The organism is Pseudomonas citrullilanati (assembly GCF_030580855.1).
Taxonomy (GTDB): Bacteria; Pseudomonadota; Gammaproteobacteria; order Pseudomonadales; family Pseudomonadaceae; genus Aquipseudomonas; species Aquipseudomonas citrulli.
Genome location: NZ_JAUQOP010000022.1, coordinates 23,047 through 41,152, shown reverse-complemented (window position 1 = coordinate 41,152; position 18,106 = coordinate 23,047). Strand labels below are relative to the sequence as shown.

The window sequence follows — 18,106 nt, the reverse complement described above, 5'->3', positions numbered from 1 at the left end:
CGCAATCAGCGCCGGGGCAGGTCCTCGCGCGTCAGCCGGAACGGCCGGGGCGAGAAGCCCAGGCGATCCCGGGCGTCCGAATGATCGAACACCAGGTCCTGATTCATGCGCTGCACCAGCGCGCTCGAGAGGTGCCGGTAGCGCGGCAGGCAGCGCATCAGCGAAACGGCCAGGGCCAACGCCGGGGTGGGCAGGGTGAGGGTTCGTTCCGGGCGCTCCAGGGCCTGGAAGATCCGGCTGACCATGGCGTGGTAAGGCAGCGTTTCGCCTCCCGAGAGGTTGTAGCCGCCACTGGGCAGGCCATCGACGCTCATCGCGGCCAGGCATGCCTGGACGACGTCGTCACCGTGCACCGGCTGGCGCAAGCCGACACTGCCACCGACCAGCGGGAAGAACCCGAAGCGCTGGATGAAGCGCGCCACCTGCGTGATGTTCTTGTCGCGGCCACACCCGTAGATCAGGGTGGGGCGCAGGATGACCCAGTCGATGCCGCGTTGCGTTGCCCATCGCTCAAGGTGGGCCTCGGCATCGACCAGGCGTTGCGCCACGTCCCGTTCCCGGGCATCAGGCGACATCACCTTGGCATAGCGGCTCGTGGAGGACACGGCGACGATGCGCCTGACCCGTGTGTCGGCAAGGCGCGGCAGAAAGTCCGGTAGCACCCAGAGCGGCGCGAACGACAGGAACGCATCCAGCTCCAATGCGTGCCAATCGTCGGTACTGCGCCAGTCGACGCCGGGCAGGGGCGTCTTGGGCAACGTCCGGGTAAACGCGCTCACGGCATGATCGGCTTGGGCCAGCCGCGATGCGGCGCGTTCGCCCCAGACGCTGGAGGCGCCCAATATCCCTATCTGCAATTCAGGCTCCTCCCGGTCGCTTCAATGCCTTCAGGACCCTGGTGGCCGCGTGACGGCAGACCATCAGGCTGAATCGGAACCAGACGCCAATGACCACGCTGACCCACAGCAACGTCGAATATTTCTGGCGGAAGAACTTGCCATAGAAACGCAGGATGCCCAGGTGCTTGTGCCACTCGACGAAATACGGGCGCTGTTGGCTGCAACCGCCGAACACATGCATGACCCGGGCATCCGGCACGTACAGGACGTTCCAGCCGGCCTGGCGGAAGCGCATGCACCAATCCAGGTCTTCGCAATGAAGAAAGTAGGCTTCATCCCACAACCCGACGCTCTCGATGGCTTCGCGCTTGACCAGCATGCAAGCGCCGGAAATGGCTTCGACGACCACGGGCCTGGCGGGCAACGGTTCTTTGTGGAGCAGGAAGTCGGAAAACAAGGTAGGGAATACCGGGGCCAGGCGTGACAACCCGAAGGCCCGCATGAACGCACGCCGGGGCGTTGGAAACACCCGCCGCCCGCCCGGTTGTTCACTGCCGTCCGGGTTACACAGGAAGCCGCCGACCATGCCGGTTTCCGGCGAACTGCGCAGCGTCCGTAACAAGCGTTCCAAGGCGTCGACGGCCAGTACCGTGTCCGGGTTCAGGAAGAAGACATTGGCGGCGCTGGCCTGGCGTGCGCCCTGGTTGCACGCGACGGCGAAGCCAAGGTTGGCGCTGTTCTTGATGATCTGCAGGGAGTGGCAGGTTCCATGGGCGCTTTGCAGCCTGGCCAGGCTGTCGTCGCGGGAGTCGTTGTCCACCACGATGACCCGGGATGCACCCGCCGCCAGGACGGAACGCACGCACGTCACCAACAGTTCCCCCGCGTTGTAATTGACGATGACGACATCACACTCATCGCGTCTAGGCGTCTTGGGCCGCTCATCCATGGCGGCCAGTTGCACTGCTTCCAACTTCATCACTCCATTTGCCGGGCTGAGGCATTGATTGGGAGGCTACGTCCAGGTAGCGGCGCAGTAACAGGGGGCCCACGGGGAGTTGGATCGCCACGATCTGCAAAAGGTGCCATCGTATCAACACCTGCCTTTTTCTGTTGCGAAATAAGACATTGCACGAAGTGGCAGACGGGGCGCAGGTTTATCTGTCGGGCTCATCAGGCAGAAATTCCGACAGGCATGTAGGACTTTGCCGTAGGTTGCGTGCCGCTTCGATCGAAGATCGCGGACATCGGCGCGTGGTCGTCCACAATACAATCGCGCATTCAAGCCCGGCACGGGATAATACGGTCCGGCATGGGGTCTCAAGCGTTCCCTGATGGTAGTCGCAGTACAAGGATCGATCGCAATGACAGACTGGCTGCAGAGCTACGGAGAAATGGCCGAACGGGTGCGGCGCCATGATTGGGACAGCACGCCGCTGGGGCCGCCGAAAGAATGGCCCACTGTGTTGAAGACAACTGTCGCGCTGAGCCTGGCCTCGCATTTCCCCCAGGCCATTGTCTGGGGCCCGGACCTCATCACGCTGTACAACGATGCCTTCCTGCCCATCCTGGGGAACAAGCCCGAGGCCCTGGGGCGCAGGTTCGATGAAGTGTGGCGGGAGGCCTGGAGCGATATCGGTCCCATCGTGCGGGCCGCCTTCGAAGGGCAGGCCACCTATATCGAGAACTTCCCGCTGGTCATCGAACGCGGTGGCGGCCCGGAACAGGCCTATTTCACCTTCTGCTACAGCCCCATTCGTGACCAGTTCGGCAAGGTCGTGGGCATGCTCGACACCGTCACCGAAACCACTTCCACGGTGTTCATGACCCAACGCCTGGCCGTGCTGGACGCCATCGGCAACGCGGTGGCCAACGCCACCGACCCCCAGGCCATCATGGCGACCACCACGCGGATCCTGGCGGCGCACCTGAACCTGTCCAACTGTGCCTACGCCGACATGGACGAGGATGAGGACGGTTTCACGATCCGCGGCGATTGGGCCCGGGCGGGTTCGCCGCATATCCTCGGGCATTATCGCCTGGCCGATTTCGGTCGGCTGGCGGTCAGCAACCTGAGCGCCGGCAAGCCCCTGGTGATCAACGACAATCTGGCGGAGCTGGCGCCGGACGAAGCGGCGACGTTCCAGGCGATTGGCATCGCCGCGACCATTTGTGTGCCGCTGATCAAGGACGGCCGCTTGACCGCGCTCATGGCGATCCACGACAAAGTCCCACGGGTCTGGTCCTCCAACGACCTCGCGTTGCTGATGGAGGTCACCGAGCGATCCTGGGCCCACATCGAGCGCACCCGAGCGGATGCGGCGGTACGTGAAGGCCTGGCGGCACTGGCTGAGCTCAATGCCACGCTGGAGCAGCGCGTGGAAGAGCGCACCACGCGGCTGAAACAGACCGAAGCGGCGCTGCGCCAGTCGCAGAAACTCGAAGCCATCGGCCAGCTCACCGGCGGCGTCGCCCACGACTTCAACAACCTGCTGACGATCATCCGCTCCTCCGTCGATTTCCTGCGCATGCCCAACCTGTCCGAAGAGCGGCGGCAACGGTACATGACCGCGGTTTCCGAGACCGTTGAGCGCGCCGCGAAACTGACCAGCCAGCTGCTCGCGTTTGCCCGGCGCCAGCCGTTGAAGCCGGAAGTCTTCGAGGTGGGCAAGCAGGTGCAGAGCCTCGGCGACATGCTGGAAACCGTCACCGGGGCACGCATCCAGGTGAAGGTCGAGTTGTGCGAGCGGCCTTGCTACATCCGCGCCGACCTGAGCCAGTTCGAAACGGCCCTGATCAACATGGCGCTCAATGCCCGGGACGCCATGGACGGGCAGGGCACGCTGTGGCTTCGCCTCAACTGTGGCGACGGCATCCCGCCGATCCGCGGCCACGCCGGGGCCCGGCAGGCGTTTGCCGCCATCGCCCTGGCGGACACCGGCACAGGCATCGCGACGGACGTGCTCGAACATATCTTCGAGCCGTTCTTCACCACCAAGGAGGTGGGCAAGGGCACCGGGTTGGGGCTGTCCCAGGTGTTCGGCTTCGCCAAGCAGTCCGGCGGCAACGTCGATGTCTCGACCGTCGTGGGCGGCGGCACGGTGTTTACCTTGTACCTGCCGGAAGTGGCGGCCGAGGCGGTTCAGGAGCCTGGCCAGGAAGAAGTCATCCCGTTGCAGCTGGAGAAGGGCACGCGGCGGGTGCTGATCGTGGAGGACAACCTCGAAGTGGGGCGTTTCGCCAACCAGATCCTCCAGGACCTGGGGTACGAAACGGCCTGGGCGACCAACGCCGAACAGGCGCTGGAAATGGTCGGGCCGGATGCGATGGCCTTCGATGCGATATTTTCGGACGTGGTCATGCCCGGCATCAGCGGCATCACCTTGGCCAAGGAGCTGCGTGCGCGGCGCCCTGGCCTGCCGGTGGTGCTGACGTCGGGCTACAGCGAAGAGCTGGCCCTCAAGGGGCATGAGGGCTTCGAATTCCTACCCAAACCCTACTCGGCCGATCAGGTTTCGCGGATTTTACATCGGACCCTGCTGGGCACCGAATGAACGTTTCCTTTGCGAAACAGTAAGTTCCATTCGTCGGTCAAGGGCGCCTGCGGACTGTCAGTCTGTTGATGACCGACTAGTCTTGGGTGCGTAGGCCGATATTTTCCAGGCAATCGATTATTGCCGGTATCGGCCCCGATGAAAGGGGAATGGCGATGGGAGCAACGTACAGCGAGGACAATGCAGCCGCTTATCCGATCAACGAAGGGCTGCAATGCGGACAGTCGGCCTATCGGTCGGACTTTGGCGACGAGCCGATCAAGTCCATCAGGACGAAGGTGGCGAAGGTGCAGCGAGGCGAAAAAGCCAACTTCCTGCCCAGGATTCCGGTCAGGAAATAATCGTCACCGCTCATCGAAAAAGTCCTCGTGGCACGGGCAGGCGCACGCGCCACGAGGACTGCCTGAACCGCAGGAATAAACATGGCCTCATTGATCGAGGCTTTTTTTATGGGCGATCGAGCCTTTGGCGAAATATCTTTCATCTTTTTCCAACCCGCCGTTTCTTTCACGTTTCTTTCACAAGCGCACACGTAGGCTGAACTCATCCGTTAGAAAGCTGTACCTGCCCGTTTCCCCAGCGGGCTTTTTTTTGCCCGTCATAAAGTGACGGCCGAACTGACAGGCCCAGTGCGGCATGCATTCACCCGGAACGTTTAGCGTGCCCCCGCCTCGAATGGTCATATCCACTCACGATTGCGAGGTGTGCCATGACGCCGGAAACCGAAGGCAAGGAAGAAAAAGGCCCGTCGGGCCTGCCTTTCGTCAATGATCCGGGCAACGAAGACCCCGGCTCGCTGATGGATGACGCCCAGGTTCCCCTGATCGACGACGAAGACGCCGAACTCGAGGAAGAGTCCTACGATTGAGGCCGGCTCGGTCCGCCCCAGGAGGTTGTCATGACTGCCCATTCATCCGTGCCGGATGACGAAACCCCGGAATACCCCTTGCCATCGCCGACCAATCCCCTGAGTCGCGATCAGCTCCCGCCCGATGACAACGCCGACGTGGAGCCAACGCCCCGTGAAGACGATGACGTCGAGGCCGCTCCGGACGATCCGGACATCGCCGGTGACGATGGGTCCGGCCAGCCAAGTTGACCCACCCGGTTTGCCGCCCGTCGATCCGGCGGCACCATCGGCCAGCCGCGCTTGCCACACATCAGGTAAGTACCTTGAACAGGAGACTCACCATGATGAAGTCCAGCATGACCGCGCTCACCCTCGCCGGGATCCTCTCGGCCAGTTCATGGGCCGCTTTCGCCCAGTCTTCGAACGACACGCCGCCGGTGGACAAGGGAGGCATGCCGCCTTCCACGCAAATGGATGCCGGTCGCACGTCCGACGCCAACGGTAATGCCCTGCCGCCGGGCTCCGTCAGCGGCGGCAACGGTGGCGATGCCAGCGGCAGCAGCACCAGCCCCGGCACCGGCAGCGGTTCGACCTCCGGCGGCAGCACCATGGGCGGCGGTTCCTCCGGTGGCAGCAGCGGCAGCAGCAGTGGTAGCGGTTCCGGTGGTTCGAGCGGTTCCAGCCAGTAACCGCAACCCCCCCTAGTTGAATGCCATACCGTCCGCAGGCATAGATTCCTGCGGACGGTCTCGTCGATTACCCGTTGCCTGCGCCAAGCCCCCCTCGTTATGCTGCTGAATCCTTTAAGGCAAGTGCCTTGTCCTGGCCGCACCTGAGCCATCCCTGGAATGTTGTGTTGATAACGGATCAGATGCGATGAATGCACCGCTGAAAGAGTTTGGCCCGATCAAGGCTGTGATTTTCGACATGGATGGCTTGTTGCTGGACACCGAGGGCATCTACACCGAGGTGACGTCCATCATTGCCGAGCGCTACGGGCGTACGTTCGACTGGAGCGTCAAGCAGAACATCATCGGCCGTGGGGCTGGCGACCTGGCCCGCTACGTGGTCCAGGCGCTGGAGTTGCCGATCACCGCGCAAGAGTTCCTGGAGATCCGCGAGCCGCTGATGCGCGAGCGTTTCCCCCATGCCCTGGCGATGCCGGGCGCCGAGGAGCTGGTGCGGCACCTGAAGGCCAGCGGCGTACCCATCGCGGTGGGCACCAGCTCCTCGCGGCATACCTTCGCCTTGAAAACCACCTTGCACCGGGATTGGTTCGCGCTGTTCGACTTCATCGTCACGGCGGACGACCCCGAAGTGGGCGCGGCGAAACCGGCCCCCGACATCTTCCTCGTCGCGGCCCGCCGCCTGGGCGTCGCGCCGGCGGATTGCCTGGTGTTCGAAGATTCTCCATTCGGCGTGACGGCCGCGAAGGCGGCGGGCATGACCGCCATCGCGATTCCCGACCCGGCCATGGGCGATGAAAAATACGCCCATGCCGACGGGATCATCCGCTCATTGAAGATGTTCCAGCCAGGCCTGTGCGGTTTGCCAGAATTGGAATGGGCCTGACGGGAAAACACCAGACGGCAAAAAAGCCGGCCAGGGCGGAGACCCTGGCCGGCTTTTTTTCAGGCCTTGATCAAGCCCCGAAGCCGCCGTCGATGGTCAGGCTCGCCCCGGTGATATAGGCCGCTTCCGGGCCTGCGAGGTAGGCCACGAAGCTGGCGATTTCATCCACGTTGCCGTAGCGCCCGATGGCCATCAACGCCATCAGGCTGGAGGCGAAATCGCTGTCGGCCGGGTTCATGTCGGTGTCCACCGGGCCAGGCTGCACGTTGTTGACCGTGATGCCACGAGGACCGAGGTCGCGCGCCAGGCCTTTGGTCAGGCCCACCAGCGCGGATTTGCTCATGGCGTAGGCAGCGCCACCGACAAAGGGCATGCGATCGGCGTTGGTGCTGCCGATGTTGATCACCCGACCACTGTCGGTCATGTGGCGCGCGGCCGCTTGCGTGGCGACGAACACGCTGCGCACGTTGATGGCCAGGGTCCGGTCGAAGTCCTCAAGGCTGAATTCTTCCAGCGGTCCCATGGCCAGGACACCGGCATTGTTGACCAGGATGTCCAGCCCGCCAAAGGCCTCGACGGTGGCTGCGACAGCATTGCGGATAGCGTCGGCGTCGGCGCTGTCGGCCTTGATGGCCAGGGCCTTGCCGCCCGCCGCCGTGATGCTGTGCTGCAGTTCTTCAGCCTTGGCCGCCGAGCTGACGTAGGTGAACGCCACGGCGGCGCCGTCTGCCGCCAGGCGCTTGACGATGGCGGCGCCGATGCCGCGGGAACCGCCCTGGACCAGGGCCACTTTACCGTTCAGTGCTTGCGTGTTCATGGTGTTCTCCAAAGAGTGCCGGGGCGAAATGCCGCGGTGATGGGAGGAGTATCAGGATCGCGTCGGGGGTTGTGTAGACCGCCGTTGCTATAGTCTGTGTAAACCAGAAGTTTAGAGTGGGGTTCATGGAAACATTTAGTAGTATCGAATGCTTCGTCCGCAGCGCTGAAGTCGGCAGCTTTGCCGAAGCCGCGCGCCGCCTGAGCGTGACCCCGGCGGCGGTGGGCAAGAGCGTGGCCAAGCTTGAAGCACGGCTGGGGGTGCGGCTGTTCCAGCGTAGCACTCGCCGGCTGACCCTGACGGAAGCCGGCCAGCTCTTCCTGAGCGAGGTGAGCGGCAGCCTCCATACCATCCAGAACGCGGTCGCCAACCTCGCCAGCGCGGGCGGGCAACCGGCGGGCACGCTGAAGGTGAGTATGGGCACGGCGTTCGGCCGGTTGTACGTGATGCCGTTGCTGGGTGCTTTCCTGGAGCGTTACCCGGCGATCAACCCCGACTGGCATTTCGATAACCGGCAAGTGGACTTGATCGGCCAGGGCTTCGACGCGGCCATCGGCGGTGGTTTCGAGCTACCCCAAGGCGTGGTGGCCCGCAAGCTGGCGGTGGCCCATCGGGTGTTGGTGGCTTCCAGAGGCTATCTGCAAAACCATGCCGCAGTGACCGAGCCGGACGATCTGGCGCAGCATCAGGGCATTCTCATTCGTTCGCCGCAGACCGGGCGTGTGCGGTCATGGCAACTGACCAGCCGCACCGGGCACCACAGCCCACTCATGCTCAAGGCGCGCATGACCATGAGCGATTCGGAGGCCGACTGCGAAGCCGCCGCCCAGGGCTTGGGCATCGGGCTGGTGAGCATGCCCGTGGCGGTTCCGTTCCTGGCGTCCGGCGCGCTGCAGCGAGTCCTGCCGGACTGGTACGTCGACGATGGCAACATTTCCATCTACTACGCCGAGCACAAACTGTTGCCGGGCAAGACCCGGGCGTTCGTCGACTTCATCATCGAACAGTTTGCCAAGCAGGGCTTGGGCGCGCGGTTCAGTGCGGTGTGAGCCAGGTCCCGGCAGGCGGTGGGCCGTTTCGCGAGCAGGCTCGCTCCCACCGGTGATTGGCGGTGGGCTCGGGATCTGTGAACACCCTGTGCCCATTGTGGGAGCGAGCCTGCTCGCGATGGCCGCGACACGGTCTGGAGCACTGCGCTCACCGCCCAAACCGCCCCGGCCAACCCTTGAGGGTCTTAGGCCGAGGCGTGGCATAGGTGCGCACTTTCGACGTCGACAGCCCCAGCCGCACCAGGGATTCGGCGAGGGTCACCGCCGCGGTGACCCCGTCGACCACCGGTACCCCGGTGCGCTGGCGGATCTGTTCGTCGAGCCCGGCCATGCCACCGCAGCCCAGGCAGATGACCTCGGCCTTGTCCTGGCTGACCGCCAGTTCCGCTTGCTGCACGATAGCTGCCACTGCCCGTTGCGGATCCTGTTCGAGTTCCAGCACCGCCAGGCCGCTGGCCCGCACCGAGGCGCAGCGGTCGAACAGGCCGGACAGTTTGAGCCGGTCTTCGATCAGCGGCACGGTGCGGTCCAGGGTAGTGACCACCGAATAGGCATGGCCGAGGAACATCGCGGTGCTGGCGGCGGCATCGGTGATGTCCACCACGGGCACGTCCAGCAGTTCCTGCAAGCCTTCGCGGCCATGTTCGCCGTAGCCGGCCTGGATCACCGCGTCGAACGGCTGGTCGTAGGACAGCACCCGGTCCATCACCGCGATGGCGGCCAGGTAGCTTTCGAAGTTGCCTTCGACGGACTCGGCGCCAAAGTGCGGCGTGAGTCCGATGATCTCGGTGCCCGGGGCCGCCACGGCCTGGGCCTGCCGGGCAATGGCCTGGGTGATGGACTCGGTGGTGTTGACGTTGACCACAAGAATTCGCATGAGCAGTGTCCTTTAACGCAGAAAATCGGCGGCCCAACCCTGCGGGCCGCCTTGGAAGATCAATGGCTGACGTTATCCACAGCGATGGCTTCACCGCTGACGTCTTCGTAATGCCCCTGGCGCTTGGCGATGATCAGGTACAGCAGGCCGGCGATCGAGGCACCGATCAGCCAGGAAAACGGTGACACGCTGTCGAAGCCGGGCACCAGCGCCAGGACGATCGCGATCAGCGCCGCCGGGATGAACGCCGCCACGGCCCGCAGGTTGACCCCGTTGCTGTAGAAGTACGCGCCGTTCGGGTCTTCGCTGTACAGCTGCGGCACATTGATGCGGCCTTTTCGCAGCAGCCAGTAGTCGACCATGATCACGCCGTACAACGGGCCGAGGAGGGCGCCGAGGCCCGACAGGAAATACACGATCACCAGCGGGCTGTTGTACAGGTTCCACGGCAGGATCAGCACGGCGATCGCGGCGCTGATCAGCCCGGCGCGGCGGAAGGTCAGGTACTTGGGCGCCAGGTTGCTGAGGACGAAGGCCGGGGCGACGAAGTTGGCCATGATGTTCACCGCCACGGTGACGATCAGGAACGCCAGGCACCCGAGCACCAGGAAGAACGTGTTGGGAATCGAGGCGATGACTTGCGTCGGACTCTCGATGATCTGGCCGTTGATCTGGAACTGCGCCCCGCACAGCAGGATGGTGATCCCGGCGAACACCAGGATATTCACCGGCAGGCCCCAGAAGTTTCCGACCACGATGGTCCGACGGCACGGCGACGAGCGGGCGAAATCGCAGAAGTTGAGGATCAGCGTGCCGTAGATCGCCAGCCACAGCGCGCCGCCAGCGAAAATATTGCGCCACATCTCGCCGCCGGTGAGCGGTTCGCGGATCGACCAGGCGATGGTCGCGCCGGCCTGGGTGTACATCCAGCCGGCGAGGGCGGCGACGGTCACCAGGATCACCGGGCCGGCGAACCCTTCGTAGCGGCGCACCGTTTCCATGCCGTAGGCCAGGATCACCAGTTGCACGAACCAGATCGCCACGAAGCACACCCAGCCCAGGCTCGACAGGCCGAGGATCGAGTTCTGGTCGTACTCGGCGAAACCCGGATGGATCGCGGTCAGGAGCACGCGGAACACCACCGATGCCAGGTAGGTCTGGATGCCGAACCAGGCAATGGCGATGACCGCCCGGATCAACGCCGGGATTTGCGCCCCGTGGATACCGAAGCTGATCCGGCTGATGACCGGAAACGGCACCCCGGTTTTCTGGCCCATGTAGCCGGACAGGTTCATGAAGCCGTACACCAGCGCCGCACCGATCCCCAGGGACAGCAGGATCTGCCAGCCCCCCAGGCCCAGCGCATAGAGGCCGATGGCGAACGAGTAGTTGGCGATGTTGTGAACGTCGTTGGTCCACAGGGCGAAGATGCTGTAGCGACCCCAGCGCCGGCCTTCGGCCTTGGTCGGGGCCAGGTCCTTGTTATGCAAGCGGGGGCTCAAGGCCAGGGAAACCGCCTGTTTTTCTTCGACGGCGGTGGTTGAGGAGGGCAGATCCAGCGCAATGTTATTGGAGAGACTTGTACGCATTCCGGCAGGCTCCTGATTCTCGGCGCAGCGATGACTGGGCATGAGCGCGAGGCTCGGCAATCTTCGTCGCGGCGCGGCAAGCATCATTGGTTACGGGGCATCTGCAGCCTGTACGGGATAGGGCGCTTCAGGCTTGCGGATCTAAAAGTGTGTGTATGTTTTATTTAGTTTGTATACAAAACACTTGTCGTCTCAAGCCAGATTTATGCCAGTCGTCGATCTAAACGCTGAAGTGGTCATTTCGTTTGGTTATTGATTGCGAATAAGTACCTGAAAAATAGACGGTATAAATTGACCGTTTGAACAGGTATTTATTTTTCGCCCAGGCGAGGGAGGGAGCGCTACAGGAATGCGGCACTGGAAAAGGTGTAACTTTTCAGGGCATTGCCTGGAGAAGTGCACACAAAAATGGCACCTGTGGTGACATTTTTGTGTACAGGAAAGAAGGGGAAATTGGCTGGCGCTGTATCAGGCCTTGGATTTGCTGATGATATTGCCGGCGTGCAACCCACATTCCTTTTGTGTCGCTTCTTCCCACCACCAGCGACCCTCGCGCTCGTGCTGGTTCGGCAGCACCGGGCGGGTGCAGGGTTCGCAACCAATGCTGATGAAGCCGCGTTCGTGCAGGCTGTTGTACGGCAACTCCAGCATGCGGATGTAACCCCAGACTTCCTCGCTGGTCATTTGCGACAACGGGTTGAACTTGTACAGCGTGCGCTCGGGGGTGGAGAACGCCGTGTCGATTTCCAGCACGGCCACCTGGCTGCGGGTGCCGGGGCTCTGGTCGCGGCGCTGGCCGGTGGCCCAGGCGCGCACGTCGGTGAGCTTGCGGCGCAGCGGCTCGATCTTGCGAATGCCACAGCACTCGCCATGACCGTCCTTGTAGAAGCTGAACAGGCCCTTTTCCTTCACGAAGGGTTCAAGTTTCGTGTGGTCCGGCGAGATCAGTTCGATGTCGATCTTGTAGTGCTCGCGCACCTGGTCGATGAAGCGATAGGTCTCCGGGTGCAGGCGGCCGGTGTCGAGGCTGAACACCTTGACGTTCTTGTTCAGCTTCCAGGCCATGTCCACCAGCACCACGTCCTCGGCACCACTGAAGGATATCCACAGCTCGTCACCGAACTCGGCGAAGGCCAGCTTGAGAATGTCCTGCGGGGACTTGTTGGCATAGGTCGTGGCGAGTTCCACGACGTCAAACGATGGGCTCATCAGGGCGGTTTCCTACAGGTCGGTGGCGCTGAGCGCTCTATAGGGGGCTGATGGTAACAAAAGCTGTCGGGGCTGGCGCGCCCTGCGCGTTGCGCCGGCACTGGTGAATGGCTAGAGTCGGCAGGCCTTTTGTTCCCTCAACCGATAAACATCAATAAATGGGAGTGTCCTGTGGAAATCGCCTGCCTCGACCTGGAAGGTGTGCTGGTCCCGGAGATCTGGATCGCCTTCGCCGAAAAAACCGGGATTGAATCCCTCAGGGCCACCACTCGGGACATTCCCGACTACGACGTGCTGATGAAGCAACGGCTGCGCATCCTCGACGAGCACGGCCTCAAGCTGGCGGACATCCAGGAAGTGATCGCCACGCTCAAGCCGCTGGACGGCGCCATCGAGTTCGTCGACTGGCTGCGCGAGCGCTTCCAGGTGGTGATCCTGTCCGACACGTTCTACGAATTTTCCCAACCGCTGATGCGCCAGCTGGGCTTCCCGACGTTGCTCTGCCACCGCTTGATCACCGACGACAGCGGGCGGGTGACGGGCTACCAGTTGCGTCAGAAAGATCCCAAGCGGCAGTCGGTCCTGGCCTTCAAGAGCCTGTATTACCGGGTGATTGCCGCCGGGGATTCCTACAACGACACCACCATGCTCGGTGAAGCCGACGCCGGGATCCTGTTCCATGCGCCGGAGAACGTGATCCGTGAATTCCCGCAATTCCCGGCCGTGCACACGTTTGCCGAGTTGAAGCAGGCATTCATCAAGGCCTCGAACCGCAACCTGAGCCTGTAAACCAGTTAGACCTGGACAGGCACTGGATCTGTGGGAGCAAGGCTTGCCCGCGATGCTTCTAGAGGTTCTGCAAGGTGTCCAGCAACACCCGAACCTTGGTAATCGACTCCTGGTATTCCGCCTGCCAATCCGAGTCGGCAACAATCCCACCGCCGCCCCAGCAGCACACCTGACCGTCCTTGACCAGCAGGCTGCGGATGGCGATGGAGCTGTCCATTTCCCCGCGCACGTCCAGGTAGAGCAGCGAGCCGCAATACAGCCCGCGTCGGGTCGGTTCGAGTTCGTCGATGATCTGCATGGCGCGGATCTTCGGTGCGCCGGTGATCGAGCCGCCGGGGAAGCTGCCGGCGATCAGGTCCAGGGCGTCCTTGCCGGCGGCCAGTTCGCCGGTCACGCTGCTGACCAGGTGGTGCACGTTCGGGTAGCTTTCCAGGCTGAACAACTCTGGCACCCGCACCGAGCCGATGCGACAGGTGCGGCCCAGGTCATTGCGCAGCAGGTCGACGATCATCAGGTTTTCCGCGCGGTCCTTGGGGCTGGCCAGCAGGTCGGCGGCGTGGGCGGCGTCCTCGGCGGGTGTCGCGCCCCGGGGGCGGGTGCCCTTGATTGGTCGGGTTTCCACGTGGCCCTGGCTGACCTTGATAAAGCGTTCGGGCGACAGGCTCAGTACCGCGCCACCCTCGGGCAGGCTCTGGAACCCGGAAAACGGCGTCGGGCACGCGGCCCGCAGTGCCTGGTAGGCCGCCCAGGCATCGCCCTGGCACGGGGCGCGGAAGCGCTGGGCAAAGTTGACCTGATAGCAATCCCCGGCCTGGATATACGCGTGGATCCGTTCGATCGCCTGGCGATAGGCCTCGGCGTCCAGGTCGGGGGTCATCGACCCGGCCAGGCGGAACTCGCCCGTGGACAGCGGGACCGCCTGGCTGAACAGCGCAATCAGGCGCTGGCGTTCAGCATCATCGCAATGGGGGTGGAACACCAGTTGGCTGGTGCCGGCCTGATGGTCGCTGACCAGCGCCCAGTCGTACACGCCGAAACACGCGTCGGGCAGTTGCAGGTCGTCCTGGGCGTGGGACGGCAGCGCTTCGAGGTGTCGGCCGAAGTCGTAGCTCAAGTAGCCGATCAGGCCACCGGCGAAGGGCAGTTGCACGGTGTCCGGCAGGACGGCGTGCCCCAGCTGTGTCAGCTGGGCGCGTAAACGTCGCAGGAAATCGCTACCGCTTTCCTCCGGCAGCACCGCCAGTTGCGCCAGCGGCCAGGCACTGAGCACATCGTAACGCCCGCGTTCGGCGCTTGGCCGGCCGCTGTCGAGCAGCACGCTACCGGGGGCATGGCGGATGGCCGCGAAATAGTCGGCGGGGTTGGCGCGATAGGGCAGCGGGTGTACGGAGCAGGTCGACATGGGCGGGGCGGATCAGCCATCGAGGCGGGGGAGCGATTGTAATCCCTCTGTAGGATTTGCACCTAGGGGGATGTCGGAATGAGTAAGTATGGGCCGTCGAAAATCTTGGAATGTGAACACCTTGTGGCGAGGGGATTTATCCCCGCTGGGTTGCACAGCAACCCCAAAGCCAAGCACCTCGGTCTATCAGATTGACCGTGTTCAACGGCGAAGGGGTTGCTTCGCAACCCAGCGGGGATAAATCCCCTCGCCACAAGAGGCAGCCAGTCCACATAAGGGGTTGTTCAGCCCTCGACCGGCGGAATATGCCCGAACAATTCCTGGGCAAACGCCACCCGTTCTTCCACGCTTTCAACGACGCCACGGGCCTTGAGGTCTTCCAGGTGCGCTTCCACGGCGTGGGTGCGCAGGGTCAGGCCGCAGTCGTTGGCAATCTGGATGTTCAGCCCCGGCCGGGCATTCAGTTCCAGGATCAACGGGCCTTTTTCCTGGTCCAGCACCATGTCGACGCCGATGTAGCCCAGCCCGCACAGTTCATGGCAGCCGGCGGCCAGCTTCATGAAACCGTCCCAGTAAGGCAGTTGCACGCCGTCCACCGCGTTGGTGGTGTCGGGGTGCTTGGTGATGATGTTGTTCAGCCAGGTGCCGCGCAGGGTCAGGCCCGTCGCAAGGTCGACGCCCACGCCGATGGCGCCCTGGTGCAGGTTGGCCTTGCCGCCGGACTGGCGGGTCGGCAGGCGCAGCATGGCCATCACCGGATAACCCATCAACACGATGATGCGGATGTCCGGCACGCCTTCGTAGCTGATGCTCTTGAAGATCTGGTCCGGCACCACCCGGTATTCGATCAGCGCCCGGTCCCGGTGCCCGCCCAGGGAATAGAGGCCGGTGAGGATGCTGGAGATGTGGTGCTCGATTTCCTCATGGCTGATGATCTTGCCGGACACCGTGCGATAGCGGCCTTCGAAGCGGTCGGCGATGACGATGATGCCGTCGCCGCCGGCGCCCTGGGCCGGCTTGATCACGAAGTCGGTGCGCCCGCCGATGATGCCGTCGAGCTTGTCGATTTCCTTCTCGGTGGAAATGATCCCGTACAACTGCGGCACATGGATGCCGGCTTCGATCGCCCGTTCCTTGGTGATGATCTTGTCATCGACGATGGGGTACAGGCTGCGCTTGTTGTACTTGAGCACGTAGTCGGCGTTGCGCCGGTTGATGCCCATGATGCCCCGCGCTTCCAGGGCCTTCCAGGTCTTCCAGAAGCCGAACATTACGAGTCAGCCTTGAGGAAGGCCTTGAACCGTACCAGCTCGGTCAGGCGGTAGCCGCGATAACGTCCCATGGCCAGCATGAAGCCCACCAGGATCAGCAGGATCGCCGGGAAGGTGAACACGAAATACACCAGTTCCGGCACGCTCATGATCAGGTGCGCCAGGGAGGCGGCGAACAAGGTGCCGATGGCGACCTTCATCGCGTGGCCGGCGCCGCGTTCTTCCCAGGTAATGGACAGGCGTTCAATGGTCATGGTCAGGATCACCATCGGGAACAGCGCCACCGACAGGCCGCGCTCCAGGCCCAGCTTATGGCTGAACAGGCTGATGGCGGCGATCAGCACCACCACGAAGGTCAACACCACCGAGAGCCTTGGTAGCATTTGCAGCTTGAGGTGCTCCAGGTACGAGCGCAGCGACAGCCCCAGCGCGGTGATCACCGTGAACAGGATGATGCCGAAGCCCAGCTGGGTTTCCCGGAAGGCCAGGGCGATCAGCACCGGGGTGAACGTGCCCAGGGTCTGCAGGCCGATCAGGTTGCGCAGCACCAGGATCACCAGCACGCCGATCGGGATCATCACCATGATCATGAACGTCTGCTGGGTTTGCAGGGGCAGGCCATAGAGCGAGTATTCGAGGAAGTTGGCGTCGGTGTTTTCGTCCGTCAGCTTGGCCAGGCGAATCGCGTTCATTTCGCTGTTGTTCATGCTGAAAGTCACGGTGGCTTTCTTGCCGCCATCGACGGTGATCAGGTTTTCATCGCCGGTCCACCACAACAACCGGTCGGTGGGCAGGCCCTGTTCGCCGGTGTCGGGACTGAAATACAGCCAGTCGGTGCCGTTGAAGCTGCGCAGCCACAGTTCAGGTGTCTGCGGCTGGTCGGCCACCAGGCGGATGGTGTGGACTTTTTCCACCGGGACGTGGGCAATGGACAGCACCAGCTCGACGATGCGTGCCTTGTTGCTCGACGAGGGATCACCCGCCAGCAGCAGCTTGACGTTGTCGTCGTTGAGGTTGTTGACCCGCTTGATGGCTTCGCTGATGAAGGTCTCGACGTCGGCCGAGTGCTGGCGGATCGGCGCGAGCAGCGCTTCGGCGGCGAGTTTCTCCGGGCCTTCGACGGCGATGCTGTCACGGAAGGTCGGCCCCTTGACCTTGGTTTTTTCGGCGCTGTAGCGCTTGGTCAGCACCAGGCGATAATAAAGTGTCTGGTTACCCTTGGCCCGGCGCGCCGACCACGTCACCTTGCGGTTGCCGTCGACCCGGTTCACCGCCACGCCGTAGTTGTTGGAGATGAAGCTCTCGTTGAGGCTCACGTAGTCGCGGCTCAGGGGCGGCACGAACATCTGGACCTTGACCGGATCCTTGGCATTGGGCACGAACTCGACCTTGGCGTCGATGTTCCACAGGTCGTCGGTGGCGTCTTCGGTCACCGGGATGCCGAGCACGAAAATCTGATAGGCCGTCACCGACAAGCCCAGCACCACCAGGATGGCGATCAGCATTTTCAAATGGAGGGTCAGGGAGCGCATTGGAATTACTCTGCGGTTTGAGCGGCATTGGCGCAGGCGGGTTTGCCGGCAGCGTATTTGAGACTGGGGTCGACCAGCGCGTCGAAGCGCTTGAGCGCTTCGGAGCCGATCAGCAATGGGTATTGGAAAGCGCTGCGGTCGGTCAGGTTCACTTCGATGCTGCGCAGGGCCGAGCCCATGCAGATGTCCAGTTCGATGACCGGCCGAGCCGTGTACTTCTTGCCTTCTTCCGGATCGTAGTCACCGGCGCGGCGCTTGATCTTGCTGACCCGGGCCAGCGGACGTTCGATGGGGTGCGAGTGGGCCGCGTCGATGGCCAGGTAGAAACGCACCCAGGACTCGCCATTGCGCTTGAAGCGCTTGATGTCGCGGGCACTGAGGGACGCCGTCTTGGCCCCGGTGTCGAGCTTGGCCGCCACTTCCAGGTCGATGCCCTGCAAGGCCGCGTATTCGTTGAGGCCGTAGACGGTTTTTTCACCCGCCGCGGCAAGCCCCGGCAGGCACATGAGATAGAGAGCGGCAGATAAGGGCTTGAGTGTCATAGATCCTGGTGCGCAGCGTTCCGTTTATCGGTTCAGGCCCTGGCATTACTGCGCAAGCTCCTTCAGGCGCCTTCCCTGTAAACAGGAGAGCGGCAAACAGCGGCGGCATTCTAGCACGGTGGTTTTCTGACGCCACCGCTGGCCGGAGGCTACGATTGAACCTGGGGCCCGGTTATGGCGAAGGCCATTATTAGACGATTGTCGACAATATCCA

18 protein-coding genes are annotated in these 18,106 nt (G+C 63.0%); 7 read left to right on the top strand and 11 right to left on the bottom strand.

Annotation, left to right across the window (positions count from 1 at the left end; genetic code table 11):
* Positions 1-5: 5 nt before the first annotated feature.
* Both Q6A48_RS15725 and Q6A48_RS15720 read right to left on the bottom strand, forming a co-directional pair.
* Positions 6-857, bottom strand: a complete 852-nt coding sequence (locus tag Q6A48_RS15725) for an NAD-dependent epimerase/dehydratase family protein (protein ID WP_304555019.1) — start codon at positions 855-857, stop codon at positions 6-8.
* A gap of 1 nt (position 858) precedes the next feature.
* Positions 859-1,818, bottom strand: a complete 960-nt coding sequence (locus Q6A48_RS15720; protein WP_304555018.1) for a glycosyltransferase family 2 protein — start codon at positions 1,816-1,818, stop codon at positions 859-861.
* A 385-nt stretch (positions 1,819-2,203) separates the two neighbouring features.
* On the opposite strand from Q6A48_RS15720, the gene Q6A48_RS15715 reads away from it, so the two are divergent.
* Positions 2,204-4,393 (top strand): GAF domain-containing hybrid sensor histidine kinase/response regulator, encoded by a 2,190-nt coding sequence (locus tag Q6A48_RS15715; protein ID WP_304555017.1) that lies wholly within the window; start codon positions 2,204-2,206, stop codon positions 4,391-4,393.
* Between the two features lie 229 nt (positions 4,394-4,622).
* Here Q6A48_RS15715 and Q6A48_RS15710 read toward each other — a convergent pair whose 3' ends face one another.
* Positions 4,623-4,940 (bottom strand): hypothetical protein, encoded by a 318-nt coding sequence (locus Q6A48_RS15710; protein WP_304555016.1) that lies wholly within the window; start codon positions 4,938-4,940, stop codon positions 4,623-4,625.
* A 162-nt stretch (positions 4,941-5,102) separates the two neighbouring features.
* Between Q6A48_RS15710 and Q6A48_RS15705 the strand changes: the two genes are divergently transcribed.
* The 4 genes from Q6A48_RS15705 to Q6A48_RS15690 all read left to right on the top strand — a co-directional run bounded on the left by Q6A48_RS15705 (position 5,103) and on the right by Q6A48_RS15690 (position 6,815).
* The gene (locus Q6A48_RS15705; protein WP_165887350.1) at positions 5,103-5,261 is read left to right on the top strand and encodes a hypothetical protein; all 159 of its coding nucleotides are present in this window, start codon (positions 5,103-5,105) and stop codon (positions 5,259-5,261) included.
* A gap of 30 nt (positions 5,262-5,291) precedes the next feature.
* Positions 5,292-5,492: a hypothetical protein gene (locus tag Q6A48_RS15700; protein WP_304555015.1), complete on the top strand. Its 201-nt coding sequence runs from the start codon at positions 5,292-5,294 to the stop codon at positions 5,490-5,492.
* 92 nt (positions 5,493-5,584) lie between these two features.
* Positions 5,585-5,932, top strand: coding sequence for a hypothetical protein (locus tag Q6A48_RS15695; protein ID WP_304555014.1), 348 nt, complete (start codon positions 5,585-5,587; stop codon positions 5,930-5,932).
* Between the two features lie 187 nt (positions 5,933-6,119).
* The gene (locus tag Q6A48_RS15690) at positions 6,120-6,815 is read left to right on the top strand and encodes an HAD-IA family hydrolase (RefSeq protein WP_304555013.1); all 696 of its coding nucleotides are present in this window, start codon (positions 6,120-6,122) and stop codon (positions 6,813-6,815) included.
* A 70-nt stretch (positions 6,816-6,885) separates the two neighbouring features.
* On the opposite strand, the gene Q6A48_RS15685 is transcribed toward Q6A48_RS15690, so the two are convergent.
* Positions 6,886-7,632: a 3-oxoacyl-ACP reductase family protein gene (locus Q6A48_RS15685; RefSeq protein WP_304555012.1), complete on the bottom strand. Its 747-nt coding sequence runs from the start codon at positions 7,630-7,632 to the stop codon at positions 6,886-6,888.
* 125 nt (positions 7,633-7,757) lie between these two features.
* Between Q6A48_RS15685 and Q6A48_RS15680 the strand changes: the two genes are divergently transcribed.
* Positions 7,758-8,681, top strand: coding sequence for a LysR family transcriptional regulator (locus tag Q6A48_RS15680; RefSeq protein WP_304555011.1), 924 nt, complete (start codon positions 7,758-7,760; stop codon positions 8,679-8,681).
* A gap of 148 nt (positions 8,682-8,829) precedes the next feature.
* On the opposite strand, the gene Q6A48_RS15675 is transcribed toward Q6A48_RS15680, so the two are convergent.
* From Q6A48_RS15675 to Q6A48_RS15665, 3 genes are all read right to left on the bottom strand, one after another.
* Positions 8,830-9,558: an aspartate/glutamate racemase family protein gene (locus Q6A48_RS15675; protein WP_304555010.1), complete on the bottom strand. Its 729-nt coding sequence runs from the start codon at positions 9,556-9,558 to the stop codon at positions 8,830-8,832.
* A gap of 59 nt (positions 9,559-9,617) precedes the next feature.
* Entirely contained in the window at positions 9,618-11,147 is a 1,530-nt protein-coding gene (locus Q6A48_RS15670; protein WP_304555009.1) for an NCS1 family nucleobase:cation symporter-1, read from the bottom strand.
* A 468-nt stretch (positions 11,148-11,615) separates the two neighbouring features.
* A complete protein-coding gene (locus tag Q6A48_RS15665; protein WP_304555008.1) occupies positions 11,616-12,356 on the bottom strand; it encodes a phosphoadenylyl-sulfate reductase in 741 nt (246 codons plus the stop codon).
* A gap of 171 nt (positions 12,357-12,527) precedes the next feature.
* On the opposite strand from Q6A48_RS15665, the gene thrH reads away from it, so the two are divergent.
* Positions 12,528-13,145, top strand: a complete 618-nt coding sequence (thrH, locus tag Q6A48_RS15660; RefSeq protein WP_304555007.1) for a bifunctional phosphoserine phosphatase/homoserine phosphotransferase ThrH — start codon at positions 12,528-12,530, stop codon at positions 13,143-13,145.
* 58 nt (positions 13,146-13,203) lie between these two features.
* Here the strand turns inward: thrH and pabB are convergent, their stop codons facing one another.
* The 4 genes from pabB to rloA all read right to left on the bottom strand — a co-directional run bounded on the left by pabB (position 13,204) and on the right by rloA (position 17,892).
* A complete protein-coding gene (gene pabB / locus Q6A48_RS15655) occupies positions 13,204-14,547 on the bottom strand; it encodes an aminodeoxychorismate synthase component I (protein ID WP_304555006.1) in 1,344 nt (447 codons plus the stop codon).
* 284 nt (positions 14,548-14,831) lie between these two features.
* The gene (locus tag Q6A48_RS15650; protein ID WP_304555005.1) at positions 14,832-15,818 is read right to left on the bottom strand and encodes an alpha-L-glutamate ligase-like protein; all 987 of its coding nucleotides are present in this window, start codon (positions 15,816-15,818) and stop codon (positions 14,832-14,834) included.
* Positions 15,818-17,350 (bottom strand): osmotic stress tolerance membrane protein RloB, encoded by a 1,533-nt coding sequence (rloB, locus tag Q6A48_RS15645; RefSeq protein WP_042729216.1) that lies wholly within the window; start codon positions 17,348-17,350, stop codon positions 15,818-15,820. The genes Q6A48_RS15650 and rloB overlap by 1 nt, the downstream gene beginning before the upstream one ends.
* A gap of 5 nt (positions 17,351-17,355) precedes the next feature.
* A complete protein-coding gene (gene rloA, locus Q6A48_RS15640) occupies positions 17,356-17,892 on the bottom strand; it encodes a retropepsin-like aspartic peptidase RloA (RefSeq protein ID WP_042729217.1) in 537 nt (178 codons plus the stop codon).
* Positions 17,893-18,106 lie beyond the last annotated feature (214 nt).

What these genes read in the sequence shown, in the direction of transcription:
- Q6A48_RS15720 (WP_304555018.1), bottom strand. Translation starts at nt 1,818, where the DNA reads ATGAAGTTGGAAGCAGTGCAACTGGCCGCCATGGATGAGCGGCCCAAG.
- Q6A48_RS15715 (WP_304555017.1), top strand. Translation starts at nt 2,204, where the DNA reads ATGACAGACTGGCTGCAGAGCTACGGAGAAATGGCCGAACGGGTGCGG.
- Q6A48_RS15710 (WP_304555016.1), bottom strand. Translation starts at nt 4,940, where the DNA reads ATGAGTTCAGCCTACGTGTGCGCTTGTGAAAGAAACGTGAAAGAAACG.
- Q6A48_RS15705 (WP_165887350.1), top strand. Translation starts at nt 5,103, where the DNA reads ATGACGCCGGAAACCGAAGGCAAGGAAGAAAAAGGCCCGTCGGGCCTG.
- Q6A48_RS15700 (WP_304555015.1), top strand. Translation starts at nt 5,292, where the DNA reads ATGACTGCCCATTCATCCGTGCCGGATGACGAAACCCCGGAATACCCC.
- Q6A48_RS15695 (WP_304555014.1), top strand. Translation starts at nt 5,585, where the DNA reads ATGATGAAGTCCAGCATGACCGCGCTCACCCTCGCCGGGATCCTCTCG.
- Q6A48_RS15690 (WP_304555013.1), top strand. Translation starts at nt 6,120, where the DNA reads ATGAATGCACCGCTGAAAGAGTTTGGCCCGATCAAGGCTGTGATTTTC.
- Q6A48_RS15685 (WP_304555012.1), bottom strand. Translation starts at nt 7,632, where the DNA reads ATGAACACGCAAGCACTGAACGGTAAAGTGGCCCTGGTCCAGGGCGGT.
- Q6A48_RS15680 (WP_304555011.1), top strand. Translation starts at nt 7,758, where the DNA reads ATGGAAACATTTAGTAGTATCGAATGCTTCGTCCGCAGCGCTGAAGTC.
- Q6A48_RS15675 (WP_304555010.1), bottom strand. Translation starts at nt 9,558, where the DNA reads ATGCGAATTCTTGTGGTCAACGTCAACACCACCGAGTCCATCACCCAG.
- Q6A48_RS15670 (WP_304555009.1), bottom strand. Translation starts at nt 11,147, where the DNA reads ATGCGTACAAGTCTCTCCAATAACATTGCGCTGGATCTGCCCTCCTCA.
- Q6A48_RS15665 (WP_304555008.1), bottom strand. Translation starts at nt 12,356, where the DNA reads ATGAGCCCATCGTTTGACGTCGTGGAACTCGCCACGACCTATGCCAAC.
- pabB (WP_304555006.1), bottom strand. Translation starts at nt 14,547, where the DNA reads ATGTCGACCTGCTCCGTACACCCGCTGCCCTATCGCGCCAACCCCGCC.
- Q6A48_RS15650 (WP_304555005.1), bottom strand. Translation starts at nt 15,818, where the DNA reads ATGTTCGGCTTCTGGAAGACCTGGAAGGCCCTGGAAGCGCGGGGCATC.
- rloB (WP_042729216.1), bottom strand. Translation starts at nt 17,350, where the DNA reads ATGCGCTCCCTGACCCTCCATTTGAAAATGCTGATCGCCATCCTGGTG.
- rloA (WP_042729217.1), bottom strand. Translation starts at nt 17,892, where the DNA reads ATGACACTCAAGCCCTTATCTGCCGCTCTCTATCTCATGTGCCTGCCG.